Genomic DNA, 24,318 nt, shown 5'->3' with positions numbered 1-24,318 from the left:
CGAAGGCCGCTCCCGTCGAAACGGGAACGGCCTTCGAAGAGGTGCGGTCGAATTACTTGACGGCAGCCTTGAGCTTGGAACCAGCGGTCACCTTGACGCGCTTGCCGGCCGGGATCTTGATCTCGGCACCGGTCTGCGGGTTGCGGCCCGTGCGAGCAGCGGTGTCGACCTGCTCGAAGGAGATCCAGCCCGGGATGGAGACCTTGCTGCCCTTGGCGACAGCGTCGGAGACCGTGGCGAACAGCGAGTCGAGGACACCGGAGACGGTGGCCTGGCTCTGGCCGGTGGCGGAAGCGATGCTCGCGACGAGCTCGGTCTTGGTGATGGACTTGTCAGCCATGTCATCCTCCAGCGACGAAGACCGTCGCATCGTTGTGGGGTGTCGGAGCGGATGCTCCTGGTCTGTCGACCGCCTTGAATGTACCAACCACCACCCTCATTTCCGCGTCATTTCGCGGGTTTTGGGCAATTACTGGGCGTGTCGCGTCACTTTTGTCACTCCAGTCACAGGTTCGGGGGCACTCAGAGGGGTCGGTGCGCCTCAGGCATGGCGCTGGAAGTGCGCTCAAATGCCGGCGTACGTGACGCGCGAGAACAGGCGAACACGCGAGAACAGGCATCCTCGTGGCCGACTCGCCTGATGCCGCGTGCCCGCCTGAGCCGGCGCGGGATCGCGGAACCCGGGGTACGCGAAAGGGGCGAGGATCCGAAGATCCCCGCCCCTTTCGGCTGTCTGCTGAGACTTACCAGCTCGACTTGGTGACACCGGGCAGCTCGCCACGGTGTGCCATGTCACGGAAGCGGACACGCGAGATGCCGAACTTCGTGAGGACACCGCGGGGGCGGCCGTCGATGACGTCACGCGAACGCACGCGAGCCGGCGACGCGTTGCGCGGCAGCTTCTGCAGGCCGACGCGTGCGGCCTCGCGGGCCTCGTCGGTGGCGTTCGGGTCGATCAGGGTCTTCTTCAGCTCGGCGCGACGCTCGGCGTAACGCTCGACGATGACCTTGCGCTGCTCGTTGCGAGCGATCTTGCTCTTCTTAGCCATTGATCAACGCTCCTCTCGGAATTCGACGTGCTGACGGATGACCGGGTCGTACTTCTTCAGCACGAGGCGGTCGGGGGTGTTGCGGCGGTTCTTCTTCGTCACGTACGTGTAACCCGTACCTGCCGTCGAACGCAGCTTGATGATCGGACGGACGTCCTGAGCCTTCTTGGCCATTAGAGCTTCACACCCTTCGCCTGGAGGTCCTTGACCACGTTCTCGATGCCGCGGACGTCGATCACCTTGATGCCCTTGGCGGACACGTTGAGCGTGATCTTACGACCGAGCGAGGGAACGAAATACGTCTTCTTCTGCACGTTCGGGTCGAAGCGGCGCTTCGTCCGGCGGTGCGAGTGCGAGACATTGTGTCCGAAGCCGGGAACAGCTCCGGTCACCTGGCACACTGCTGCCATGATGTGACTCCTTCTATACCGTGAGGCCGGACGGCCCCACCCAAGATCCCTTGTCTGCACGCGACCACGACCCGCCGATCTCTCGGCCGCAGAAGGGGAAGCATGCGAACTGCGCACAGGAGTGTGCGCAGACAAAGAGTCAGTTTAGCACGGCGAGAGCCCGGTTCGAATCGCGCACCTGGCGCCATGTCAACCCGGCATCGGACCATTCGCGCGATTCGACGCCTCCGCGGCACCCCGCCCCCACCGGAACGGCGACACCGTGGGCTCCGCGTCGATCCAGAAGCGCCAGGGGAATGCCGCGGTCCCTGCGATGCCGGCCACTCCGACCCGGGGGCCGCTCACCACGTCGTCACGTTGCGGCCCCAGCCAGAGCTCCGCCCGCGCGCCGTGCTGTTCGTCTCCCGTGACCGCGTCGATCCCGTCGTGCATCGGATGCCGCAGACCCACAGCCTGCCCGAGGCGACCGGGTCCGCGGGCGAGATCCCGCAGCGCGAGGCGCCGGAGCGGAAGGGCCACCCCACGGCGCACGGCCGCGATCTCCGTGCCGCTCACGACCTCGCCGGCGCGGAGCAGCACACCGTCGCCCTGTCCGTCCGGTCCGCACACGACGTTGACGCAGGAGTGGATGCCGTGACTCAGATACACGTAGAGATGCCCTGGCTCGCCCCACATGGTGGAGTTGCGCGCCGTGCGTCCCATGCGGGCGTGCGAGCCGGGGTCGGGGATCTCGCCCGTGCCCTGCCCGTGGTAGGCCTCGACCTCGGTGATGCGCAGCCGCACCTCGACCGGGCTTGCCCCCGCCGCGGTGGAGACGACCGTGCGCAGCTCACCGCCCAGCAGACGCGGCGCGACGTCGACTGCGGAGCCGCTCAGGTCGGTGCGAACCGCACGGCGCAGAGCCTCCTGCGGCTCGGAACCGCGCACGGAGTCGGAGCCAGAACCGCCGATCATCTCAGAACCGCGGGGCCGTCTGGCACCACGAGGCATCGAAGCCGGTGAGGGCCACGAGCTCCTTGCCGGAGGCCATGTCGATCAGGTGCGTCTCGACGTTCTCCGGAAGCGGCAGCAGCATCCCGTCGTAGGCGTTGTTCGCCAGATCGGGCGCCACGACCACGGCGGCATACTGACCGCTCGGCGACGCACACGCCTGGAGGATCGAATCCTTCGAACCGACCTCGACCAGCGGAGTGGCCGCACCGTCGTCGCCCACCCGCACGACGACCTGCCCGATCGGGAGGCCCTCGTCGTCACGGGCCACGACGTGGCGCAGCGTGCCACCGGGGAACGGCGTGATGGAACTCGCCGTCCCGTAGTCGGGGTCGGAGGCCGCGAGGGGCTGCTCGGTCCCGTCCGCGAGATCGAGTTCGACCACGGCGCCGTCGAGCCGTTCCACGATCGCCGTGTACGTGCCTCGGGAGATCCCCTGGATCGTGGCCGCGAGGCCGAGGGACTGCACGCCGGCGTCGGTCGAACGGTCGACGAGCGAGAGCGCTCCGTCGAAGTCGATGAACAGCACGGCCGCACTGTCGGGCACGAACTGCCACACGAAGACGCTCGCCTCGGCACCGGCGACCTCGATGATCTGCGGGTCGTCGTCGCCGCTCAGCGACTGGGTGACGAGCACGCTCGCACGGCCCTGGGTGTCGCTCAGCTCCTTGTCGGAGTAGCTGTAGCCGACCAGGCCGCCCCGCTCGGAGACCTGGATCGCGCCCACGTAGCCGTCGCCCGGGAGCTTCAGCTCACGCTGGTTCTTGCCGTCGCGGTCCATCACGAGCAGGCGGGACCCGTCGTCCTCTTCCACCGAGACCACGAGCTGCGTCGACGTCGCACGGAAGTCGTTGATCTTGTCGTGCTCGAAGACCGGCACGGCCTTCTCTCCGCTGAGGTCGGTGAGGAAGATCTTGTCCTTGCCCCCGACGTCGCGGCGCAGCAGGAAGATGTTCGACGGCGGCGTCGTGAAGCTCGTCGTGAGCGTGGTCGTCGGACCGCCGCCGGCGCCCACCACATCCTTGACGCGGATCGTGTACTCGGTGGAGTCGTCGAGCGGGACCGTGAATCGCACCCCGACGCCGCGACCGGAGGCGTCGACCGTGAAGGGCACCTCCGGCTCGACGGTGACCTGCGCGGGGTCGATGTCGGCCAGCGCCTGGTTCGCGGTCACGATCACTCGACTGCCGGAGGACTCGATCGCCTGGGAGGCGTTCACCTGCACATCGCTGATGCGCGGGCCCTGAAGAAGGCTCGCGATGCCCAGACCCGTCCCGACGACGACGAGGACACCGAGCACCGCAGCGAGCGTGACGACGAAGCGGCGGCGACTCCCCGGCAGCTGTCCGGGCTCCGGCTCCGCGGCGACGCGCGGCGCGGGGGGCGCGTACGGCTCCGTGGCCTCTGCACCCTCCTCCGCGACCGGGGCCGCTCCGACGAAGATCGGCTCGGATGCGATCGGGACCGGCGGGTGCGCGGTCGCCTCCACATCCTCTCGGGCTGCGGCTTCGAAGGCGGCCATCTTCCGGGCCGCTGCCTCCTGCTCGGCGACCTCTCGGTCGCCCGCCTCGCGCACCGCGGCGTCCCGAGCCGCGGCTTCGCGAGCGGCTGCCTCCCGGAGGGCTGCCTCCTCTGCGACGGCATCTGCCGGAGACCACGCATCCGCAGACGACGGATCTGCGGGCTGAGCGGCCTCTTCCGCGGACGGTGCGACGTGCTCGGCTGACGCGATCACGCGCTCGATCCGCTCCGCCTCCGCCGCTTCCGCGGCTTCACGCGCCGCACGCATCTCCGCACGGGTGCGGGGGACGGCGGGCACCTCGGGGCGCTCGTCGTCAGTACTCATAGGGGTCTCCCGGTTCGTCGATCGCGACGACGTCGGTCGGCTCGATGCGGAGCTTTCCGTCGGCATCCGCCCGCACGGTTCCGGTGATCTCCACCCATTGGCCGGTCGCGTAGTCGTCGGGCTTCACGTCGACCGGGAGGACGGCGGTCTGCGCGTCGATCACGCAGTGCGTGATGACCAGGCGGGTGAGATTCACGCCGTCGTCGGCATCATCCGGAGTCACGAAACCGGTGAGCTTCACCGGCGCACCGTCGTACGCGGCCGTGTTGGTCGACGCGGCGAACACACTGGCCCAGTCGCCGACGCCGAACGTCGAGGTGTCGGCGACGCCCAGGGCCACCGTGTCGGCACCCGCGAACAGCGCGCTCTGCTCCCCCGCGCGCGACATCGCGAGCTCGACCGACAGCGAGGCGGGCGGCAGCACGAGGCCGGCCACCACCACCCCCGAGGCGATGACTCCACCGGTGACGGCAGCGACCCCGGCGAGCGAGCGGCGCGATGAGGCCTGCGCGGCCCGCCCTGCGTCGTCGTGCCCGAGGTCAGCGTCGTCCGCGGGTGCCGTACGGCGCGTGGGAGCGGGGGCACGACCGTGATCGTGACCGTGATCGTTCTCCTCGCCGAGTGGGAGGGTGCACGACCAGATCGCACCGGCCAGGGTCACGACGGCTGCGGCGCACGCGAACCACACCGACTCGGGGCTGATGTAGAGGTTGAGGCGCCCGGTGAGACCCAGACCGAGCGTGACCACCGAGATCACGGCGGCGAGCCCGACACCCAGCCAGCGGGTGCCGAGGGCGCGAAGGCGCGCTGCGGTCTGCTCGGACGGCGCCAGACGCTCAGACAAGGACGTTCACCCCGATCCCGATCGCGAAGGCTGCCGCGAGCACGATGCCGACGATCCCGACGAGCGTGCGCCCGGTGAAGGTCGTGCGCATGAGAGCGAGCATCTTGATGTCGACCAGCGGACCGACGAGCAGGAAGGCCACGATCGCGCCGGACGAGAATGTCGAGGCGAACGACAGCGCGAAGAAGGCGTCGACGTTCGAGCAGATGGCCACCGTCATCGCGAGGGCCATCATCGCGACGATCGACAGCACCGGGTTCGAGCCGATCGCCAGCAGCCACTCCCGCGGGATGAGCACCTGCACGGCTCCGGCGAGCGCCGAGCCGATCACCAGCGCGGGCATCACGGCGCGAAGCTCGATGAGGAACTGCGTGAGGCTGCGTCGTACAGGGGTGCCGGGCTCGTGGGTCACGCGGTCGCACGTGTCGACGAAACGCTGCGTGAGCATGCCGTCGGGGTCGGGGTGCCTGCTGTAGATCCAGCCGATCAGGTTGGCGATCAGGTATCCGCCGACCAACCGCGCCACCAGGATGCCGCCGTCCCAGCCGAACGCGGCGTGCGTGGTGAGGATCACGATCGGGTTCACGATGGGCGCCGCGATGAGGAACGTCATCGCCTCCGCCGGAGCGAGGCCGCGCATCATGAGTCCGCGAGCGAAGGGAACATTGCCGCACTCGCACACCGGGATCAGCATGCCGAGGAGCGACAGCACCGCGCGACGGGCCCACGCGCGTTTCGGCAGCCAGCGGTGGATGACGTCGGCCGGAAGCCACACCTGCACCACGATCGACAGCAGCACACCGAGGATCACGAACGGCAGGGCTTCGATGAGCACGCTCAGCGCGAGCGTGAGGCCGTCCTGCGCGCGGGTGGGCAGCGAGGCGGGGAACAGCTTCGGCAGGAAGGCGTCGATCAGGAACAGCGCGGTGATGATGGCCGCACCGAGGCCGAGGCCGATCCATGCCGATCGCGGCGAGGGTGACGGGCGATGGGAGTGGCCGTGACGGGTCGCCGTTGCTGCGGAGGAGCTCACGCGGACGCGGCCCTCTCGGCGTCGCGCTTGTTCGCGCACGGAGTGCACAGTCCGAAGATGTCGACGACGTGGGCGGCTTCGGTGAATCCGTGCAGGGCGGCCGTGCGGTGCGCCCACTGCTCGACGTCCTTGGCCTCGATCTCGACGGTCAGGCCGCACGACCGGCAGATCAGGTGGTGGTGGTGCCCCTGGGTCGTGCATGCGCGGTAGAGCGCCTCACCCTCAGGGCTCTGCAGCGAGTCGGCATCTCCCGAGGCGGCGAGCCCGGCGAGGGCACGGTAGACCGTGGCCAGGCCGATGCCGGTGTTGTCGTCGCGCAGCGAGGCGTGCAGGCTCTGCGCGCTCACGAATCCGCGCGCGTCGGCGAGTGCTTCGCGCACGCGTTCGCGCTGCCAGGTGTTCCGCTGAGCCATACGAAGAGTCTAGGCCGCAGGGGTTGGCGAGGGCTGGGAGTGGGTCCGGGGGCCTTCGAATCGCGCAAATGGTTGCATCCCGCACGGAGTTGCCACCATTTGCGCGATTCGAAGGGCGGGTCAGGCCTGGACCCGACGGACCCGGGCACGCGCGCGCTGCACGACCCAGCAGATGACGTAGATCGTGAACGACAGCGTGGTGATGTACGGGCTCACGGGCAGAGTCCCGGCGAGGGCGAGCAGGATGCCGCCGACCGCCGAGACGAACCCGAACAGCGCAGCCAGCAGCGGCACCGCGATGGGCCCTGCCGTGACGCGCATCGCGGCGGCGGCGGGCGTGACCAGCAGCGCCATCACCAGCAGCGCGCCGATGATGTGCACGCTCACCGCGACGATCAGGCCGAGCAGCACCATGAACAGCAGACTGACCGCACGGGTCGGCACCCCGCGGGCTGCCGCCGACTCCGGGTCGAGCGAATCGAAGCGCAGCGGGTTCCACATCACCAGCAGTCCGATGAGCACGACCATGCTGATGCCGATGAGCCACCCGAGGTCGGGGCTCGAGACCGAGACGATCTGCCCCGTCAACAGGCTGAAACGGTTGGCGCTGCGGCCGTCGTAGAGCGACAGGAACAGGATGCCGAGACCGAGACCGAACGGCATGAGCACGCCGACGATCGAGTTGCGGTCCCTGGCCTTGGCCCCGAGGACGCCGATCAGGATCGCGGCGACGAGAGCTCCGCCGAGCGATCCGGCCACCACGCTGCCGCCGAAGAGCAGGGCTGCCGCCGCCCCCGCGAAGGAGAGCTCGCTCACGCCGTGCACCGCGAAGGCCAGGTCGCGCTGCATCACGAAGACGCCGATCAGCCCGCCCACGATCCCGAGCACGGCTCCCGCGATGATCGAGTTCGCCAGCAGGGCCACGAGCTCGCCGTAGTCCTGGAAAGAGAAGATGTCGTCCCAGCCGACCATGGGCACGATGGCCGCGACCGCGTTCATGCCGCTCCTCCATGCGCGTGGTCGCCGTGATCGTGGTGGGGTTCGGCGTCCGGAACGCCGACGACGACCAGACGGTCGCCCGCCCGGAGCACGAACACAGGCGTGCCGTACAGGTCGGTGAGCACGCGGGTCTGCAGCACCTCGTCGGGGGTCCCCAGCAGGAACCGCCCGCCGGCGATGTAGAGGATGCGGTCGACGCGGCCGAGGATCGGGTTGATGTCGTGGGTGACGAACAGCACCGCCGCCTCGCGCTCACGTCGCTGACGGTCGATGATGTCGGTCACGGCGACCTGATTGGCGAGGTCGAGGTTCGACAGCGGCTCGTCGCACAGCAGCAGTGCGGGCTCGTCGGCGAGGGCCTGGCCGACCCGGAGGCGCTGTTGCTCGCCGCCCGAGAGCAGCCCGACCCGGCGATCCGCGAAGTGGGAGGCCCCGACCGCGTCGAGCAGCTTGTCGACCTTGGCCCGGTCGCCGCGGTGCGGGATGGGGAAGCCGAAGCGACTGCCCTGCACCCCGAGGGCGACCAGGTCGCGAGCCCGCATACTCGTGTCGGGGGCGAGATTGCGCTGCTGGGGGATGTAGCCGATGCGGGAGTTCCCTCGGTGCACGGGCTCACCCGCGACGCGGATCGTGCCGGACGACAGCGGCTGCAGGCCCAGGATGCTGCGCAGGAGCGTGGTCTTGCCCGAGCCCGAGGGGCCGAGGACGGCGATGAACTCCCCCGGCTCGACCGTGAGATCGAGGCCGGACCACAGCTCGCGCTCCCCACGGTGCAGGGAGGCGCCGGAGATCTCGAGGACCGGGTCGACCGGCCCCTGCGCGTGCCGAACGGCGTCGCTCACTTCTGGACGGCGGCGGCGAGGCTCTGGATCGCGTCACTCATCCACTCAGAGTACGACGATCCGTCCTCGAGCAGCTCCGTGAAGGCGACCACGGGAACCCCGGCATCCTTCGCCGCGGTCTCGACGCGCTGGGTCTCGGACCCACCGGTCTGCGCGTTCGTGAGCAGCGCGGTGACCTGTCCGCTGCCGATCACGTTCAGCGCCTCGAGCAGCACGGCGGGCGCGACGTCGGTGCCCTCTTCGACCGACTCGGCGAAACCTGCGGGAGTGACGTCGGTGAAGCCCGCTGCGGCGGCGAGGTAACCCGGCAGCGGCTCCGTGATGAAGACGTCGACATTCGGGGCATCCGCCTTGAGGGTGGCGAGCTGAGTCTCGAAGCCCTCGAGGTCGGCCGTGAGGGTGGCCGCGTTCGCCGCGAACTCCTTCGCCCCGTCGGGGTCGAGCTCGGTCAGCTCATCGGCGATGGCCTCGACGACATGGATCATCGTGTGCGGATCGAACCAGACGTGCTCGTTGAAGCCCTCGATGTGGTCATGGCCCTCGTGGCTGTCTTCACCTTCCGCGTGGTCGTGATCGTGGGCGTCTTCCTCAGGGGTGGCGCTCTCTTCGGGAGTGGCGGTCTCGCCTGCGTGGTCGGCCTCGTCGTGTCCCTCGTTCCCGGGGAAGTCGTGCGAGTACTCGACGGCCGTCACGACGTGCGGATCCTTCGCATCCTGCAGCAGAGTGTCGATGAAGGCGTCGTACCCGCCGCCGTTCTCGATCACGAGGTCGGCCTTCTGCACCGTCAGCCGGTCGCGGGCGCTCGCCTCGTAGGAGTGCGGGTCCTGCGACGCCGACGTGATGATCGACTGCACGTCGACGCGGTCCCCGCCGATGGTCGAGGCGATGTCGCCGTAGACGTTCGTGCTCGCCACGACCGTGATGGTGCCGTCGTCGCCCTCTCCCGCCGAGGGGGTGGAGCATCCGGCCAGCGTGAGTGCGGCGACGGATGCGAGGGCGAGGGCGACGACGGGCTTCTTCATGCTCTCACTCTAAACGCTAATGAGAACCATTATCAAATCACACTCGGAGGTTCGTGATCTGCCGAAACGGAGACGATCCGACGTCCGCGCGGAGTGTCGGGACTCGACACCCCGAGCGCGATGCGGATCGTCTCCGTTTTGGCAAGGGTGGACAGCAGCTCAGCCGCGCAGGGCGGCTGGTGCGATCCAGGCCGTGGCCTCCCCGGGCAGCGCAGAGCCGTCGAGCGGGGCACTCGTGAGCACCGCATCCGCGGCCGCACCCCCGAGGTCGAACGGCTCGGTGCCGAAGTTCGACACCACCTGCCATCCGTTCGGCCGGGTGAAGCGCAGCACGTCGGTGCGTCCGGTGTCGATCCACTCCAGGGTCTCCCCGGTCTGCAGCAGGTGCCGGAGGCGCAGCGCCTCGCGGTACAGGGACAGCGTCGACGTGGGATCCGCGGCCTCGACGTCGACCGCGTACTCCGCGAACCACTCGGGCTGCGGCAGGTGCGCACCCTCCGCGCCGAAGCCGTACGACGAACCGGAGGCCGTCCACGGCAGGGGCACACGGCACCCGTCACGGCCGAGCCCGTCGAACTCGGCACCGCGGAAGAACCCGGGGTCCTGACGCTGCTCCGGGGCGATCTGCGCGACCTCGTGCAGGCCCAGCTCTTCCCCCTGGTACAGGTAGGTGCTGCCGGGGAGGCCGAGCAGCAACAGGGTCGCGGCGTGTGCTCTGCGGAGTCCGCCCTCACGATCGAGGCCCTCCGCCGGACCACCGGCCTTGACCCACTCGGTGCCCTGCTTGACCGGGCGACCGTTCAGCGCGGGGAGCCCGTAACGCGTCGCGTGCCGTGTGACGTCGTGGTTCGACAGCACCCAGGTGGTCGAGGACCCGGTCTCCTCGGCCTGCTCCAGGTTGTCGGCGATGATGCTCCGGAACTGCGCGGCGTCGAAGTCGGCCACGAGCAGGTCGAAGTTGAACGCCTGGCCGAGCCCTTCCGCGGAGGCATACTTCGCCCGGCGCTCGGGGGTGTCCACCCAGGCCTCGGCCACAGCCGTGCGCGGCGGGTCGTACTCGTCGAACACCGCACGCCACTCGGCGTAGATCTCGTGCACGTCGTCGCGGTCGACCATCGGGTGCGTGCCCGAGGTGCGGTCCATCGCGTCGAGCTCGGCACGCGAGGGCAGCGGCTCGCTGAGATCCTTCGTGAGCATGTGGGCGACGTCGATGCGGAAACCGTCCACGCCGCGGTCCGACCAGAAGCGCAGGGTCTTCAGGAAGTCGGCGCGCACCTCGGCGTGATCCCAGTTCAGGTCGGGCTGCTCCACGGCGAAGTTGTGCAGGTACCACTGCCCATCCGCCACGCGCTCCCACGCACTGCCGCCGAACACGGACTCCCAGTCGGTCGGCGGCTCCGAGCCGTCGGGACCGGTGCCCTCGCGGAAGATGTAGCGGTCGCGCGCGGCCGACCCGCGCCCCGCGGCGAGCGCCTCCTGGAACCACTCGTGCTGGTCGGAGGAGTGGTTCGGCACGATGTCGACGATCACGCGGATGCCGCGGGAGTGCAGCGCCTCGACCATGTCGTCGAAGTCGTCGAGGGTGCCGAGCCGCGGGTCGACGTTGCGGTAGTCGGCGACGTCGTAGCCGCCGTCGGCGAGCGCGGACGGGTAGAACGGGCTGAGCCACACCGCATCGATGCCGAGGCCCTGGAGGTAGTCGGCCCGGGAGACGATGCCGGGGATGTCTCCGATGCCGTCGCCGTTCGCGTCGGCGAAGCTGCGGGGGTAGATCTGGTAGACGGCGGCCTGACGCCACCAGGCGGCGTCTTCGGCGGTGCGGGTCTCGACGAGAAGCGCGTCGGTCATGAGGGAAGGACTCCTTCTTTCTTTCGGTGGTCGTGCGGTCTCAGCCCTTGACGGCGCCCTGCGTGACGCCCTCCATCACCCAGCGCTGCGTGAACAGGTAGGCGACGATCGCGGGGGCCATGGCCATCAGGTACGAGGCGAACGCGACGTTGTAGTTGTTGCTGAACTGGTTCTGGAACAGGTTCTGCCGCACGGGCAGTGTCTGCAGGGCGGGGTCGGCGATGATGAGCGAAGGCATCATGAAGTCGTTCCAGGCGTAGAGGAACGCGAAGATGCCGACGGTCGCGCTCATCGGGGCGAGCAGGGGGAAGATCAGCTTCCAGAAGGTCTGCCAGGTCGTCGCGCCGTCGATGCGCGCACTCTCCTCCAGCTCGATCGGGATCGACCGCAGGAACGCCGTGAACAGCAGCACGCTGAAGCTGAGCTGGAACATGGTGGCGAGGATGATCACACCGAACGGGTTGTCGAGTCCGACGCGTCCGGTGAGCTGGATCTGCGGCAGGGCCACGACGGGGAACGGGATGAACATCGCCGCGAGCAGATAGAAGAACGAGTAGCGGAACAGACGCCGATCCCAGTTGCGCACGATGGCGTAGGAGGCGAAGGCCGCCAGCACGATCGTCGCGATCACGGTGCCCGCCGTGACGAGCAGGGAGATGCCCGCACCGACCGGGAACTTCGTGAGCGTCCAGGCTTCGACGAAGCCGTCGAAGCTGAACGGGGCCGGAAGGGAGAACGCGTTGCCGTCGACCGCCTGCGCCGTGGTCTTCAGCGCCATCGAGATGGTCACGTACAGGGGCAGGAGGACCGTGACCGCGCACAGGATCAGGATGATCGTGCCCGACCAGTTCACGCGCTCCATGCGGACGCGCGGCTTCTTGCCCGAGGTGGGGATCGTGGTGAGTGTCTGCGTCGACATCAGAGTGCGTTCCTTCCGCGCGTCAGCGACAGCTGGAGGAGGGAGATGAGCACGGCGACGATGAAGAAGATGGTCGCGTTGGCCATCTGATAGGCGTAGTCGCCGCCGTTGAAGCCCGCGATGATCGTCATCGCGACGCTGCGGGTCGAGGTGCCCGGCCCGCCGTTGGTGAGACCGACGATGATGTCGTAGGCGTTCAGGAAGCCCTTGAACCCGAGGATCACGTTGATCACCACGTATCCGGCGACGAGAGGCAGCGTGATGCGGGTGAGCTGCTGCGCCTTGCTGGCGCCGTCGATGCTCGCCGCCTCGTACACCTCGCCGGGGACCGAGAGCAGGCCGGCGATGTAGATGAGCAGCGTGCCGGGGACGGCCTGCCAGGCGGTGACGATGACGATCGCGATCCAGGCGAGGTCGGGGTTGGCGAGCAGGCTGGTCTCGAGCCACGGGATGCCGGCCGCTGCTCCCGCCGCCGGGATCGAGTTCGAGAACAGGAAGTTGAAGACGTAGGCGATGATGATGCCCGAGATCACCATCGGGATCACGAAGATGGTGCGCAGGCCCGTCTTGAAACGGATGCGCGAGGTGAGCCCGACCGCCAGCAGGAAGGCCACCACGTTCACGACGATCACGGTGGCGATCGAGAAGCCGAACGTGAACAGGTAGCTCTGCAGGATCGACGGATCGCTGAACAGCGCGATGTAGTTCGTCAGTCCGTTGAAGCTCCATTCCCCGATGCCGATCGAGTCGGTGAAGCTGAAGAAGATTCCGATGACACCCGGCACCGTGATCGCGAGCGTGAAGATCACGAGCGTCGGCAGCAGGAGCAGGTAGTAGATCGGCTCGACGCGACGGGTGCGCGGCCGAAGCTTCCGGTCACCGCCGGTGACGATGAGTGTCGTGCTGTCGGAGGCCGAAGGGGTCTTCGTGGTGCTCATGACGCGCCCTCCTCACCGGCGGCGTTGTCCTGCGTCGAGGGGATCGGCGCGCGGAAGGCGATCCGGGCCCAGTCCGCGTCCATGGTGCGCAGGATCGTGGTCGGAGAGGCCCCGAGCACCATCGCCTGCGCGTAGTTGAAGATCGGGAGCGTCTTGGGCACGAGCACGGAGGGGCCCTGATAGATCTGCCCGTTGTCGTAGTACTCGATCATCCCCTCCACGCGCGGATCGTCCGGGGCCGGAGCCCCCTTCGTGGGCGTGAAGCCGAGCTGCGAGGCGTTGTACTCCTCGATGTTCTCCGGCTCGTAGAGGAACTCGAGGAAGTCGCGGGCTGCCTCCTGATGGCGCGAACCCTCGGGGATCATCGCGGCGAGGTCCATGTTCACGCGCACGCCGAGGTCGGCGGGGTCGTTCGTCATCGGCAGCGGGAAGGTGCCGAGCTGCAGGTCGGGTGAGGTCTTCGCGATCTCGCTGAAGGCCCACGGCCCCTGCAGGTACATCGCGGCCTCCCCCTTGGCGAAGGCCAGGTTGCCGTCCCCGTAACCACGGCTCGGCGCATCCGCGTTCGTGTAATCGTTCGCGAGCTGCATCATCTTCTTCATCGGCTCGGCGAAGTCCTTCGAGAACGAGACCTCGGAGTCCGGACCGACATCGGCCCCCTCGTCGGCGAGCGCGTCGAAGAAGTCGATCACGTCGACCGAGCCGCCGGCGGTGTAGTCGTACCAGCCCTGGCCCACGGTCCAGTCGTCCTTGAACGTGCCGTAGAACGGGTCGATGCCCGCCGCCTTCAGCTGCTCGCACACCGCGAGCAGCTCGTCCCACGTCTTCGGGACCTCGAGGCCCTGCGCGTCGAAGATCTCCTTGTTGTAGATGACAGAGGCGGCCATGACCGAGTACGGCAGCGCGCTGGTGCGGCCCTCGCAGGAGCCGTACTGGTCCATGAGCGGCTGCAGATCGTCGCGGATTTCCGCAGCGGCGTCGGTGCCGGCGAGATCGGTGAGCGCGCACCGCTGCACGAACCGGGCGATCTCGTAGTTGTAGTTGCCGAGCATGATGTCGGGCGGGTTGCCTCGCACGAAGCTCGCCGAGACCACGTCGACGCCCGAGGTGTCGATCTCGACCTTCACGTCGCCCTGCGAGGAGTTGTACTCGGCGACGAGGGCGGTCATGAACTCGATCGCCTCGCGCTTGCTGAAGGTGAAGCGGATGGTCTCCGCTCCCGAACCGGGGGCACATCCCGCGAGCGCGGTTCCGACCAGGGTGACCCCCAGGGCCGCGGCCACCGCCCGCGCCGTGCGTGTTCGTGTGAGAGACACCGTCGTCCTTCCATCCCATAGATCCGTGCACTAAATCTAGTGAGCGAATTTACTCTGTCGAACGGTACTCTCTCATTGGACGAGAGGAAGGTCAAGCGCCGTGGCAGAAGTCTCCGCAGGCCTGGGCACCGGGCGAGCAAGCGTCAGCGCCGTCCTCGACTTCGCCTGGACGGCCGGCGAGTTCACCGCGTCGGAGGCCATGGCCGCCACCTCGCTGACACGCTCCACGGCGATCGACGCGATCGACACCCTGGTCGGCGCAGAGGTGCTGCGCGAACTGCCGAACGCCCGTGCCGCCGGCACCTACCGCGCGGGTCGCCCCTCCCGCCGCTTCGTGCTGCCCGCCGACCTCGGCGTCGTCATCGGCGTCGACGCGGGCGACACCCACCTCGCCGTCACCGTGGCCGACCTGCTCGACGAGACGCTCGTGCACCACCGGGTGGAGTTCGATCCGACGCAGACCGTCTCCGAGCGGCGCGCGACGATCCTCGAGCGCCTCGGCGATGCGCTCGAGGAGGCCGAGGTCGACCGCGACCGGGTGCTCGCGGTGTGCGTCGGGGTCGCGGCACCGGTGAACCGCGACGGCATCTCGCCACCGCACCCGGAAGGCTTCTGGGAGCGCACTAACCCCGGGCTCGCCGAGGCGCTGCAGGACTGGGCCCCTGTCGTGCAGATCAAGAACGACGCCCAGCTCGCCGCGATCGCCGAAGGGGCCGAGGGAGCCGCGATCGGATGCCGCGACTACGTGGCCCTGCTCGCGAGCGAGCGCTTCGGCGGCGGGGTGGTGGTCGACGGTCACGTGCTGCACGGCGCGCACGGCGGCGTCGGCGAGGGCGTCGTGTTCGACCACATCGTGGGCGTCGGGTCGGCGTTCGGCCTGCGCTACGCCGTCCAGGATCAGGTACGAGCCGCGGTCGACTCCGGGGAGATCGCCCACGACAGCGCCGTCGGACGCCTCGTCGGCACACGGCGCATCGATCCTCGACTCGTGCTGACCCTCGCCGCGTCGGGCGACCACGATGCCGTGCTGATCACCTCGCGCGTCGGCGCCACCGTCGCCCGCATCGTCGGCGTGCTCGGCAGCATGTACGACCCGGCCCGCGTCATCGTGTGCGGAGCGGTCGCCGAGAGCATCGAGCCCGTGCTGACCGCCGCTCGCCGCATCCTGCCCCAGGAGCTGCACCTGCCCGCGCCCGAGATCCTCGCATCGACGCTCGGCGCCGAGGTCGTGTCACGCGGGGCCGTCGTGACAGCGCGCCGGGCGGCCAGGGAGCACGCCGTGCCTCGCTTGGCGGAGGAGCGCCTGCGCACGAGCGCGTAGACCTCTCAGGCGCGAGCCCTCACTCCGATCTCGCCCTCAGCTGCCGCTCGAGCTCTTTCGAGATCGGTTGCCACGACATCGAATCGTTCGCCGGGCGAGGGCAGGTCACCGTTCGGGCGAGGAACATACGCGGTGCGCATGCCGACAGCCTTCGCCTCCCGCAGGTCCCACGCACCGGCCGCCACCATGAACGGTGGCTCATCGGAGAGCAACAGATCCCAGTGGAAGCCCGCGCCATCGCTCAAGCCGCCGAGGACTCGACGACTGGCGTTCGACAGCCCGACGACAGTGGCGACCGCAGCGCGGCGGCTGCCCCCTTCCACGGCGCGCTGGTCGCGGAGGCGCCGGCCAGTAGGCGATGACCTCCGTCGAGACGGCCCAGCGACCGACGAGGCCCTCCAGCACCTCCACATCGAGTCGCTCGCTCGGGACGAACTCTCGTTCGTCCCGGACAACCGCCTGCTCCCGCTCGGCGACGCCCTGCATCCAGTCGTCGACGAGGGCAGCCGCTGCCGCGCGACCGAGATCGGTCGTCGCCTCCACGGCGCTTCAGAGGCTCGCCGTCTGGTCCACCAGAGTGACCAGAACGTCGAAGACGGCGACGACACGCCGAGGGGGCACGGCCGCGTAATGGTCGCTCATGGTCACGACAACACGCTGAAGAGCAGTCCTGTTCCTCGTCCTGACACGCGATCACCCGCTCCGGGCGATGGTTCCACTGCACTGATCCGGCGGTCGACGGATACTCGAACACACGAGTAGCGAAGGAGATCGGTGTGTCGAGTCTGGACGAGAATGAAGAGTTTCCGGTGAGCCTGGATCGCACCCATCTCCCAGAGCCGGAGTGGTCGTACCCGGAAGCCGAGATCAGCCTGCACGCGACGGAGTCCGTGCCGGACTTCCCCCCGCCGAGGGCTGCGAGACCGGGCGCTCCGAACGTACTGCTGGTGCTGCTGGATGATGTCGGCTTCGGTTGGCCGAGTGTCAACGGCGGGCTGGTACGCATGCCCACCGCTGAGCGTTTGGCAGGTCGGGGACTCTTCTACAACCAGTTCCACACCACCGCGTTGTGCTCCCCGACACGAGCGGCCATGCTCACCGGTCGGAACCATCACACCGTCGCCACGGGGGTCATCCAGGAGATGGCGACCGGGTATCCGGGCTACAGCGGCATCATCCCCAAGGGCACGGCGACGTTCGCTGAGCTCCTCAAGCACGCGGGATACACGTCCGCGTGGTTCGGGAAGAACCACAACGTGCCCGACAATCAGACGAGTCCGGCGGGACCGTTCGAGAACTGGCCGACCAATCAGGGCTTCGACTATTTCTACGGATTCATCTCCGGCGAGACCGACCAGTTCTACCCTTCGCTCTACGAGGGCACAAAAGCGGTCGAACCGCCCGCGCGCCCTGAAGACGGTTACCACCTCACCACCGACCTGGCAGACAAATGCATCTCGTGGATCGGCAGCCAGAAGGCCATCGCCCCCGAGCGGCCTGTGCTCGCGTACTTCTCAACCGGGGCAGCTCATGCGCCGCACCAGCCGCCGCTGGACTGGCGCGGACGGAACAAAGGACGGTTCGACGCGGGGTGGGACGAATACCGCAGAGTCGTGCACCAGAACCAGCTCGACGCCGGCATCATCCCAGAGGGCACCAAGCTGACGGCCCGGCCGGAACAGATTCCCTCGTGGGACAGCCAGCCCCCGGAGCACCAGGCGCTGTTCGCACGGCAAGCTGAGAACTTCGCCGACTTCCTGGAGCACACCGACCACGAGGTGGGTCGTGTCGTCGACGCTCTCGAGGAGCTCGGCGAACTCGACAACACCATCGTGATCTACATCCTCGGCGACAACGGCTCCAGCGGCGAGGGCTCGCTGGTCGGGACCCCGAACGAGATCATGAGCCTCAACGGCCGCCAGCCGTCCATCGACGAAGCCATCGGCTTCATCGACAAGTGGGGCCTGCCGGGCACGTCGCCGCACTACGCCGTCGGATGGGCCCATGCCGGTGACACACCCTTCCAGTGGACCAAGCAGGTCGCCTCCCACTTCGGCGGCACGCGCAACAGCATGATCGTGTCCTGGCCGGAGCGGATCACCGAGACGGGCACCCGCTCGCAGTTCCATCACGTCATCGACGTCGCACCGACGCTTCTCGAGATCGTCGGCATGACTCACCCGACCGAGGTGAACGGCGTCATCCAGAAGCCGATCGAAGGCACCAGCTTCGCCTACACCTTCTCCGAGGCGAACGCCGAGGCCCCGAGCCGCCACACGAAGCAGTACTTCGAGATGCTCGGCAACCGTGCGATGTACTCCGACGGCTGGATCGCCTCCTGTCGCCACGGGCGGCTGCCCTGGGAGACCTCCGGCACCTACAGCTGGGACGATGACGTCTGGGAGCTCTACAACATCGAAGACGACTTCAGTCAGGCCGAAGATCTCGCCGCTCAAGAACCCGAGCGGCTGCGTGCGCTGCAGGACATGTTCATGGCCGAAGCCGCCCGCTACAACGTGCTCCCTCTCGATGACCGATTCGCCGAGCGCCTCGACGTGACGCTGCGCCCGAGCTTCTTCGCAGGGCGCGACCACATCACCTTCCGCGAAGGAATGGTGCGCCTTCCCGAAGGCAGCGGACCGAAACTCGTCAGCACACCGCTCACGATCACCGCCGATGTGGACATCCCCGAGACGGGCGCCGACGGAGTCATCTTCGCCGTCGGCGGCGACGCAGCCGGATGGTCCCTGTTCGGGTGGGAGGGCAGGGCGCGCTTCCACTACAACTTCTTCGGAATTCGGCGCTACGACCTCACCTCACCGGAACCGCTCGCGCCGGGAACGCACACGGTCATCGTTGAGATCACGCCGGGGACGCCGCAACCGGGAGGTCCGGCGGACGTCACCATGACTGTGGACGGCCAGCCCGCAGGAGAGCTCCACCTACCCGAGCAGATCCCTCAACGATGCGGCACGGAGACCATGGACGTCGGAATGGACTGCGTCTCCCCCGTCTGCGACGACTACGCCGACCGTGGGCTCTTCCCCTTCACCGGCAAGATCCACTCCGTCACCTTCGACTTCCCCGCCGTGGAGCCGATGACCGGTCACGAACGCCTGAAGCTCGCCAGCCGGATGGATTGACGGCTCGGCGTCGATTCTCAGTCGACCAGCAGGGCGGGCTCCTCGAGGATCGAGGCGACGTCGGCGATGAAACGGCTCATCCCGTCTCCGTCGATCACGCGGTGGTCGAAGGATCCGGCCACCGTGGTCACCCAACGCGGACGCACCTCGCCGTCGACGACCCACGGCTTCTGGCTGATGGTGCCCATCGCCACGATGCCGGCCTCGCCGGGGTTGATGATCGGAGTCCCTGCGTCCATCCCGAACACACCGATGTTCGTGATCGTGATCGTGCCGCCCTGCTGGTCGGCCGGCGGGGTCTTGCCCTCGCGTGCCGTGAGCGTGAGACGGTTCAGCGCCCGCGCCAGCTCCTTCATGCTCAGGTCCTGCGCGTCCTTGATGTTGGGCACGAGCAGACCGCGCGGGGTGGCGGCGGCGATACCGAGGTTCACGTAGTGGCGCACGGCGATCTCGGCTCCGGACTCGGTCTCGATCCAGGCGGCGTTCACCATCGGGGTGCGGCGGGCGGCCCAGATCACGGCACGGGCCATGATGAGCAGCGGCGAGACCTTGATGTCGGCGTAGTCGGGAGAGGCCTTGAGCCGCTTGACGAGCTCCATCGTGCGGGTCGCGTCGATCTCCTTCCACACCGTCACGTGCGGGGCCGAGTACGCGCTCTGCACCATCGCCGACGACGTGGCCTTGCGCACACCCTTGACCGGGATCGACTCGGTGCGGTCGTCATCGGCAGCCGATGGCCGGGTTGCGGTGAGGCCGCGAGCGAGTCCGGCCGGAGCAGCCTGCGGTGCGGGCACCGTCTCCTCGCGCACCGTCCCCCACTCCGGGGTCTCGATGTTTCGGAAGACGCTCGCCTGCGAGGCATGCTTCATCACGTCGTCGCGCGTGACCTCTCCGTCGGCACCGGATGGCGCCACCGCGGTGAGGTCGACGCCGAGGTCGCGCGCCAGCTTGCGGATCGGTGGCTTCGCGATCACCCCCACCGAGGAGCGGACGGGACGCTCGGCCGGACGCTTGCGCCGCGAGGTGGCGCCGCCGCCCGTGCCGTAGCCCACCAGCACGGAACCGCCGCCCTCCTCCGCCGCGGGAGCTGCAGCGACCGGGGCAGCAGGAGCGCCAGCCGCCGGCTCGGTCAGGAACGTGATGATGGGGGTGCCGACCTCGACGGTCGTGCCCTCCGCGGCGAGGAGTTCGCCCACCACGCCCGCATACGGCGACGGCAGCTCGACGAGCGACTTGGCCGTCTCGATCTCGCACACCACGTCGTTGATCGCGACGGTGTCGCCCGGCGCGACCTTCCAGGCCACGATCTCGGCCTCGGTCAGGCCTTCTCCGACATCCGGGAGAGTGAAGTTCTGCGTGCTCATGACGAGTCCTTTCGGCCGAGCGGGGGTGTCAGTATGCCAGCGAGCGGTCGACGGCCTCGAGGATGCGGTCGGCATCCGGGAGGTACGCGCCTTCGAGCTTCGCGGGCGGGAACGGGGTGTCGTAACCGGAGACGCGCAGCACCGGAGCCTCGAGCGCGTAGAACGCCCGCTCCATGACGGTCGCGGCGATCTCACCGCCGATGCTGCCGAAGCCCTGCGCCTCCTGCGCGTACACCATGCGGCCGGTCTTGCGCACCGAGTCGAGGATGGGCTCGTAGTCGACCGGGGAGATCGAGCGCACGTCGACGACCTCGCAGCTCGTGCCCTCGGCCTCGGCGAGCGCGGCGGCCTGCAGGAGCGTGGTGACCATCGCGCCGTGTCCGACCAGCGTCACGTCACTGCCCGTGCGCACGACGCGCGAGGAGTGCAGCGGCACGGCCGAGGCATCGAGCTCGACCTCGCCCTTCTGCCAGTAGCGGCTCTTCGGCTCCATGAAGATGACCGGGTCGTTGGATGCGATCGCCTCCTGGATCATCCAGTACGCGTCGTTCGGGGTCGACGGCGACACCACGCGCAGACCGGGGGTGTGCGCGAAGTACGCCTCCGGGCTCTCCTGGTGGTGCTCGACCGCGCCGATGTGTCCGCCGTAGGGGATGCGGATCACGATCGGCATGCTGATCGCGCCCTCGTGCCGGTTGGTGAGCTTCGCGAGCTGCGTGGTGATCTGATCGAAGGCGGGGAACACGAATCCGTCGAACTGGATCTCGATCACCGGGCGGTACCCGGCCATCGCCATGCCGATCGCCGTGCCGACGATCCCCGACTCGGCCAAGGGGGTGTCGAGCACCCGGCGGTCGCCGAAGTCGCGCTGCAGGTGCTCCGTCACGCGGAAGACCCCGCCGAGCTTGCCGATGTCCTCGCCCATGAGCAGGACCTTCGGGTCGTTCTCCATCGCCTTGCGCATACCCGCGTTCAGCGCCTTGCTGAGCGGCATCGTCTCCAGGGTCACTGGGCTCCTCCTTCGAACGACGCCTCGTACTGCGCATGCCAGGCCTTCTGCTGGTCGATCAGCGGATGCGGCTCGCTGTACACGTGGTCGAACATCTTGTCGGCGCTGGGCGGTCCGAGCTCGACCGTGCGGGCGCGGAGGTCTTCCGCAGCATCGGCCGCTTCGGCGTCGACGTCGGCGAACAGCTGGGCCGACGCTCCACGTGCTTCCAGGAATGCACGCATCCGCACGATGGGGTCGCGACCGGCCCAGTACTGCTCCTCGTCGCTGCCCCGGTACTTGGTCGGGTCGTCGCTCGTCGTGTGGGCGCCGAGTCGGTAGGTCACGGCCTCGATCGCCTGCGGTCCCTTGCCCTCACGAGCCTCGTCCAGCGCGACACGGGAGACCGCGTAGCTGGCGAGCACGTCGTTGCCGTCCACGCGGACGCTCGGGATGCCGTAGCCGGCGCTGCGCTGCACGAGCGGCACGCGCGACTGGGTGGAGACGGGCACCGAGATGGCCCAGTGGTTGTTCTGCAGGAAGAAGACCGTCGGAGCCTGGTAGCTCGCGGCGAAGACCATCGCCTCGTGCACGTCGCCCTGGCTGGACGCGCCGTCGCCGTAGTAGACGATGACCGCTTCGTCGCGGTCGAGATCGCCGGAGCCCGTGCGCCCGTCGAAGGTGAGACCCATGCCGTAGCCCGCGGCGTGCAGCACCTGCGATCCGAGCACCAGCGTGTACAGCCGGGTGTTGCCGTTCTTGGGGTCGGTCGGGTCCCATCCCCCGTGCGAGACGCCGCGCATGAGCTTGATGATGTCGACCGGGTCGACGCCGCGGATGCGCGTGACCGCGTGCTCGCGGTACGAGGGGAAGACGGTGTCCTGTGTGCGGAGGGCGCGGCCGGAACCGACCTGTGCCGCCTCCTGTCCGCGGCTCGGCGGCCACAGCGCGAGCTGGCCCTGACGCTGCAGGTTCGTCGCCTGGGTGTCGATCGCGCGGATGACGACCATGTCCCGGTAGAACTGCTCCAGTTCCGCGTCGCCGATCGCGTCGATCAGGGGAAGGTACCGTTCTGCGGCGGCGGACGGCGCGTACCGCCCGGTCTCGTCCAGAACGCTCACAAGGGGTGTCTCGGAGGTGGTCACGCTCTCACGCTACCCGCGCGCGCATGCCGGGTCACGCATACCTAGGACGCCCTTGTAACTGCCCGGAAACCGGAGAAATCCGCGAGAACCCGCGGGAGGCGACCGCTCAGCGGGCGCAGCCGGCGACCTCGAGCACGCGGGCGATGGAGCCCTCCTCACCCACCGAGATGCGGATGCCGTCGCCGGAGAACGGACGCACGATGAGGTCGTTCTCGACGAAGGCGGCAGCCACCTCGTCGGTGCGCTCACCCGCCGGCAGCCAGACGAAGTTGGACTGGGAGTCCGGCACCTCCCATCCCTGCGCACGAAGCCCCTCCACGAGGCGGCCGCGGCGTTCGACGATCACGGCGACGCGCTCCAGTAGCTCCGGCTCGGCGTCGAGGCTGGCGATCGCGGCGTTCTCGGCGGCAGAGGTGACCGAGAGCGGGATGCCGGTCGTGCGGGCGGCGTCGAGCACCTTCTCGTGCCCGATCGCGTAGCCGACCCGCAGCCCGGCGAGTCCGTAGGCCTTCGAGAAGGTGCGCAGCACCACCACGTTCGGGTGCTGCTCGAACACGCGCTCCGCCAACCCGTCCACTGCGTCGGGTGCCGTGACGAACTCGGCGTAGGCCTCGTCCAGGATGATCAGGATGTCGCTCGGCACGCGCGCCACGAACGCGGCGAACTCGGCCGAGGTGATGATCGGGCCGGTCGGGTTGTTGGGCGTGCACAGGATGATCGCGCGTGTGCGCTCGGTCACGGCATCCGCCATCGCATCGAGGTCGTGGCGGGAGTCGGCGGTGAGCGGCACCTGCACCCCGGTGGCGCCGGCGACGAGCGGAAGGCTCGGGTACGCCTCGAAGGAGCGCCAGGCGTAGATGACCTCGTCGCCGACCGACGCGGTCGCGAGGATCAGCTGATGCAGGATCGACACGCTGCCGGAGGCGACATGCACCTGGTCGGGCTCGACCCCGTAGCGGGCGCCCAGACGCGCACGCAGACGGCCGGCGGTGGCATCCGGGTAGCGGTTGATGGGCGTGGTGCTCTGCAGCGCGTCGAGCACCGACGGCAGCGGGTCGAACGGGTTCTCGTTGCTCGACAGCTTGAAGGCGTCGGGGCCGGCCTGCTTTCCCTGGCGATACGGCGCGAGAGCGGCGATGGCGGGACGGATGCGGGGCAGGATCGGCTCGGTCACGAGGTCGAGTCTACGAGGGCGGGGTGAGCGCACCCGAGGTGGTGGAACGCCGCCGGTTGCCCCTGTCGCGGCCCGAAGCACGATGGTACCATTTTGGTATGGCTATGACGGTGCGACTCCCGGAAGAACTCGATGCGCAGCTCGGCGAGCTGGCATCGCGGCGACACACGTCCAAGCACGCACTCCTCATCGAGGCCGCGGACCGTTTTCTGCGCGAGGAGGTCACGACCGAGCAGGCCGTGTCGATCGCCCGCGGGGTGGCTGACCGATACGCAGATCTCCTCAAGAAGCTCGAAGACGCGTGACTCGATACGTCGAGCTTCCGCACGCGGTAGGCGTCACCGAGGAACTCGGCCTCCACATCCGAGACATCGGGCTTCTGTCCTCCGCGCTCGCCCGACCGTCGAGTTCGATGTTCGGAGTCGAGGCCTACCCGGATCTCGAAGTCAAGGCGGCAGCTCTGCTGTCATCCCTGAGCCAGAATCACCCTCTGTTCGATGGCAACAAGCGCTTCTCCTGGGTCCTCACCCTGACGTTCCTCGAGATGAACAACGTCATCATCGACATGGAGACCGAACTTGCCTTCGACCTCATCCTTCGGACTGCGCAGAGCACGTCCTCCCTGGACGAGGTCGCTGCGCTCCTGCGCGCTCACTCCCGCTGAACCCCGACGGCCCACCGCATTCCCGTGGAAGACACCGCCCGCTGACACGT

At 68.5% G+C, this 24,318-nt stretch carries 25 protein-coding genes; 4 read left to right on the top strand and 21 right to left on the bottom strand.

Translation table 11 applies throughout. The annotated features are described in order from the left end of the window. Nucleotides 1–52: 52 nt before the first annotated feature. The 16 genes from RN51_RS09715 to RN51_RS09640 all read right to left on the bottom strand — a co-directional run bounded on the left by RN51_RS09715 (nt 53) and on the right by RN51_RS09640 (nt 14,469). A complete protein-coding gene (locus tag RN51_RS09715; protein WP_017203554.1) occupies nt 53–340 on the bottom strand; it encodes an HU family DNA-binding protein in 288 nt (95 codons plus the stop codon). Between the two features lie 403 nt (nt 341–743). Further along, complete coding sequence (gene rpsN / locus RN51_RS09710; protein WP_017203557.1) at nt 744–1,049, bottom strand: 30S ribosomal protein S14; 306 nt, start codon at nt 1,047–1,049, stop codon at nt 744–746. A 3-nt stretch (nt 1,050–1,052) separates the two neighbouring features. After that, a complete protein-coding gene (gene rpmG / locus RN51_RS09705; protein WP_017203558.1) occupies nt 1,053–1,223 on the bottom strand; it encodes a 50S ribosomal protein L33 in 171 nt (56 codons plus the stop codon). Continuing rightward, the gene (gene rpmB, locus RN51_RS09700; RefSeq protein ID WP_017203559.1) at nt 1,223–1,459 is read right to left on the bottom strand and encodes a 50S ribosomal protein L28; all 237 of its coding nucleotides are present in this window, start codon (nt 1,457–1,459) and stop codon (nt 1,223–1,225) included. The genes rpmG and rpmB overlap by 1 nt, the downstream gene beginning before the upstream one ends. A 189-nt stretch (nt 1,460–1,648) precedes the next feature. Continuing rightward, nucleotides 1,649–2,413 (bottom strand): DNA-3-methyladenine glycosylase, encoded by a 765-nt coding sequence (locus RN51_RS09695; RefSeq protein WP_082066541.1) that lies wholly within the window; start codon nt 2,411–2,413, stop codon nt 1,649–1,651. Between the two features lies 1 nt (nt 2,414). Further along, nucleotides 2,415–4,295: a hypothetical protein gene (locus RN51_RS09690; RefSeq protein WP_231579269.1), complete on the bottom strand. Its 1,881-nt coding sequence runs from the start codon at nt 4,293–4,295 to the stop codon at nt 2,415–2,417. Further along, nucleotides 4,285–5,139 carry a DUF1980 domain-containing protein gene (locus RN51_RS09685; protein WP_231579268.1) on the bottom strand — a complete coding sequence of 285 codons (855 nt, stop codon included), beginning with the start codon at nt 5,137–5,139 and terminating at the stop codon, nt 4,285–4,287. The genes RN51_RS09690 and RN51_RS09685 overlap by 11 nt, the downstream gene beginning before the upstream one ends. Beyond that, a complete protein-coding gene (locus tag RN51_RS09680; protein ID WP_082066540.1) occupies nt 5,132–6,172 on the bottom strand; it encodes a permease in 1,041 nt (346 codons plus the stop codon). The genes RN51_RS09685 and RN51_RS09680 overlap by 8 nt, the downstream gene beginning before the upstream one ends. Next, a complete protein-coding gene (locus RN51_RS09675; protein ID WP_045263847.1) occupies nt 6,169–6,585 on the bottom strand; it encodes a Fur family transcriptional regulator in 417 nt (138 codons plus the stop codon). The genes RN51_RS09680 and RN51_RS09675 overlap by 4 nt, the downstream gene beginning before the upstream one ends. Before the next feature lie 120 nt (nt 6,586–6,705). Further along, on the bottom strand, nt 6,706–7,584 hold the full coding sequence (locus RN51_RS09670; RefSeq protein WP_419865796.1) for a metal ABC transporter permease: 879 nt from the start codon (nt 7,582–7,584) through the stop codon (nt 6,706–6,708). After that, entirely contained in the window at nt 7,581–8,426 is an 846-nt protein-coding gene (locus tag RN51_RS09665) for a metal ABC transporter ATP-binding protein (protein ID WP_045263846.1), read from the bottom strand. Before RN51_RS09665 ends, RN51_RS09670 begins: the two co-directional genes overlap by 4 nt. Further along, the gene (locus tag RN51_RS09660; RefSeq protein WP_045263845.1) at nt 8,423–9,448 is read right to left on the bottom strand and encodes a metal ABC transporter solute-binding protein, Zn/Mn family; all 1,026 of its coding nucleotides are present in this window, start codon (nt 9,446–9,448) and stop codon (nt 8,423–8,425) included. Before RN51_RS09660 ends, RN51_RS09665 begins: the two co-directional genes overlap by 4 nt. 159 nt (nt 9,449–9,607) lie before the next feature. Then, on the bottom strand, nt 9,608–11,296 hold the full coding sequence (locus tag RN51_RS09655) for a glycoside hydrolase family 13 protein (protein WP_045263844.1): 1,689 nt from the start codon (nt 11,294–11,296) through the stop codon (nt 9,608–9,610). Between the two features lie 40 nt (nt 11,297–11,336). Then, complete coding sequence (locus tag RN51_RS09650; protein ID WP_045263843.1) at nt 11,337–12,215, bottom strand: carbohydrate ABC transporter permease; 879 nt, start codon at nt 12,213–12,215, stop codon at nt 11,337–11,339. Continuing rightward, complete coding sequence (locus tag RN51_RS09645) at nt 12,215–13,153, bottom strand: carbohydrate ABC transporter permease (RefSeq protein WP_197073227.1); 939 nt, start codon at nt 13,151–13,153, stop codon at nt 12,215–12,217. Before RN51_RS09645 ends, RN51_RS09650 begins: the two co-directional genes overlap by 1 nt. Continuing rightward, the gene (locus RN51_RS09640; RefSeq protein WP_045263842.1) at nt 13,150–14,469 is read right to left on the bottom strand and encodes an ABC transporter substrate-binding protein; all 1,320 of its coding nucleotides are present in this window, start codon (nt 14,467–14,469) and stop codon (nt 13,150–13,152) included. The genes RN51_RS09645 and RN51_RS09640 overlap by 4 nt, the downstream gene beginning before the upstream one ends. 100 nt (nt 14,470–14,569) lie before the next feature. Here RN51_RS09640 and RN51_RS09635 point away from each other — a divergent pair, with 100 nt between their 5' ends. Next, on the top strand, nt 14,570–15,790 hold the full coding sequence (locus RN51_RS09635; protein ID WP_045263841.1) for an ROK family protein: 1,221 nt from the start codon (nt 14,570–14,572) through the stop codon (nt 15,788–15,790). A gap of 5 nt (nt 15,791–15,795) precedes the next feature. Here RN51_RS09635 and RN51_RS09630 read toward each other — a convergent pair whose 3' ends face one another. Next, the gene (locus RN51_RS09630) at nt 15,796–16,113 is read right to left on the bottom strand and encodes a hypothetical protein (protein WP_052674668.1); all 318 of its coding nucleotides are present in this window, start codon (nt 16,111–16,113) and stop codon (nt 15,796–15,798) included. Nucleotides 16,114–16,599: 486 nt separating this feature from the next. On the opposite strand from RN51_RS09630, the gene RN51_RS09625 reads away from it, so the two are divergent. Next, on the top strand, nt 16,600–18,933 hold the full coding sequence (locus tag RN51_RS09625) for an arylsulfatase (protein ID WP_197073226.1): 2,334 nt from the start codon (nt 16,600–16,602) through the stop codon (nt 18,931–18,933). 17 nt (nt 18,934–18,950) lie between these two features. Here RN51_RS09625 and RN51_RS09620 read toward each other — a convergent pair whose 3' ends face one another. From RN51_RS09620 to RN51_RS09605, 4 genes are all read right to left on the bottom strand, one after another. Then, nucleotides 18,951–20,297 carry a dihydrolipoamide acetyltransferase family protein gene (locus tag RN51_RS09620; RefSeq protein ID WP_045263839.1) on the bottom strand — a complete coding sequence of 449 codons (1,347 nt, stop codon included), beginning with the start codon at nt 20,295–20,297 and terminating at the stop codon, nt 18,951–18,953. A gap of 28 nt (nt 20,298–20,325) precedes the next feature. Further along, nucleotides 20,326–21,291, bottom strand: coding sequence for an alpha-ketoacid dehydrogenase subunit beta (locus RN51_RS09615; RefSeq protein WP_045264019.1), 966 nt, complete (start codon nt 21,289–21,291; stop codon nt 20,326–20,328). 11 nt (nt 21,292–21,302) lie between these two features. Continuing rightward, nucleotides 21,303–22,430 carry a thiamine pyrophosphate-dependent dehydrogenase E1 component subunit alpha gene (locus tag RN51_RS09610; protein ID WP_045263838.1) on the bottom strand — a complete coding sequence of 376 codons (1,128 nt, stop codon included), beginning with the start codon at nt 22,428–22,430 and terminating at the stop codon, nt 21,303–21,305. 106 nt (nt 22,431–22,536) lie between these two features. Beyond that, nucleotides 22,537–23,604, bottom strand: a complete 1,068-nt coding sequence (locus RN51_RS09605; RefSeq protein WP_045263837.1) for a histidinol-phosphate transaminase — start codon at nt 23,602–23,604, stop codon at nt 22,537–22,539. A 98-nt stretch (nt 23,605–23,702) separates the two neighbouring features. Here RN51_RS09605 and RN51_RS09600 point away from each other — a divergent pair, with 98 nt between their 5' ends. Beyond that, nucleotides 23,703–23,909 carry a ribbon-helix-helix protein, CopG family gene (locus RN51_RS09600; RefSeq protein ID WP_045263836.1) on the top strand — a complete coding sequence of 69 codons (207 nt, stop codon included), beginning with the start codon at nt 23,703–23,705 and terminating at the stop codon, nt 23,907–23,909. Beyond that, nucleotides 23,906–24,268, top strand: coding sequence for a type II toxin-antitoxin system death-on-curing family toxin (locus tag RN51_RS09595; RefSeq protein WP_045263835.1), 363 nt, complete (start codon nt 23,906–23,908; stop codon nt 24,266–24,268). The genes RN51_RS09600 and RN51_RS09595 overlap by 4 nt, the downstream gene beginning before the upstream one ends. Nucleotides 24,269–24,318: the final 50 nt, after the last annotated feature.

This window comes from Microbacterium oxydans, assembly GCF_000956405.1.
Lineage (GTDB): Bacteria > Actinomycetota > Actinomycetes > Actinomycetales > Microbacteriaceae > Microbacterium > Microbacterium oxydans_C.
Note: the sequence above shows the minus strand (reverse complement) of the source record. Positions and strands in the feature narration are given on the sequence as shown.

What these genes read in the sequence shown, in the direction of transcription:
- RN51_RS09715 (WP_017203554.1), bottom strand. Translation starts at nt 340, where the DNA reads ATGGCTGACAAGTCCATCACCAAGACCGAGCTCGTCGCGAGCATCGCT.
- rpsN (WP_017203557.1), bottom strand. Translation starts at nt 1,049, where the DNA reads ATGGCTAAGAAGAGCAAGATCGCTCGCAACGAGCAGCGCAAGGTCATC.
- rpmG (WP_017203558.1), bottom strand. Translation starts at nt 1,223, where the DNA reads ATGGCCAAGAAGGCTCAGGACGTCCGTCCGATCATCAAGCTGCGTTCG.
- rpmB (WP_017203559.1), bottom strand. Translation starts at nt 1,459, where the DNA reads ATGGCAGCAGTGTGCCAGGTGACCGGAGCTGTTCCCGGCTTCGGACAC.
- RN51_RS09695 (WP_082066541.1), bottom strand. Translation starts at nt 2,413, where the DNA reads ATGATCGGCGGTTCTGGCTCCGACTCCGTGCGCGGTTCCGAGCCGCAG.
- RN51_RS09690 (WP_231579269.1), bottom strand. Translation starts at nt 4,295, where the DNA reads ATGAGTACTGACGACGAGCGCCCCGAGGTGCCCGCCGTCCCCCGCACC.
- RN51_RS09675 (WP_045263847.1), bottom strand. Translation starts at nt 6,585, where the DNA reads ATGGCTCAGCGGAACACCTGGCAGCGCGAACGCGTGCGCGAAGCACTC.
- RN51_RS09670 (WP_419865796.1), bottom strand. Translation starts at nt 7,584, where the DNA reads ATGAACGCGGTCGCGGCCATCGTGCCCATGGTCGGCTGGGACGACATC.
- RN51_RS09660 (WP_045263845.1), bottom strand. Translation starts at nt 9,448, where the DNA reads ATGAAGAAGCCCGTCGTCGCCCTCGCCCTCGCATCCGTCGCCGCACTC.
- RN51_RS09655 (WP_045263844.1), bottom strand. Translation starts at nt 11,296, where the DNA reads ATGACCGACGCGCTTCTCGTCGAGACCCGCACCGCCGAAGACGCCGCC.
- RN51_RS09650 (WP_045263843.1), bottom strand. Translation starts at nt 12,215, where the DNA reads ATGTCGACGCAGACACTCACCACGATCCCCACCTCGGGCAAGAAGCCG.
- RN51_RS09645 (WP_197073227.1), bottom strand. Translation starts at nt 13,153, where the DNA reads ATGAGCACCACGAAGACCCCTTCGGCCTCCGACAGCACGACACTCATC.
- RN51_RS09620 (WP_045263839.1), bottom strand. Translation starts at nt 20,297, where the DNA reads ATGAGCACGCAGAACTTCACTCTCCCGGATGTCGGAGAAGGCCTGACC.
- RN51_RS09615 (WP_045264019.1), bottom strand. Translation starts at nt 21,291, where the DNA reads ATGCCGCTCAGCAAGGCGCTGAACGCGGGTATGCGCAAGGCGATGGAG.
- RN51_RS09600 (WP_045263836.1), top strand. Translation starts at nt 23,703, where the DNA reads ATGGCTATGACGGTGCGACTCCCGGAAGAACTCGATGCGCAGCTCGGC.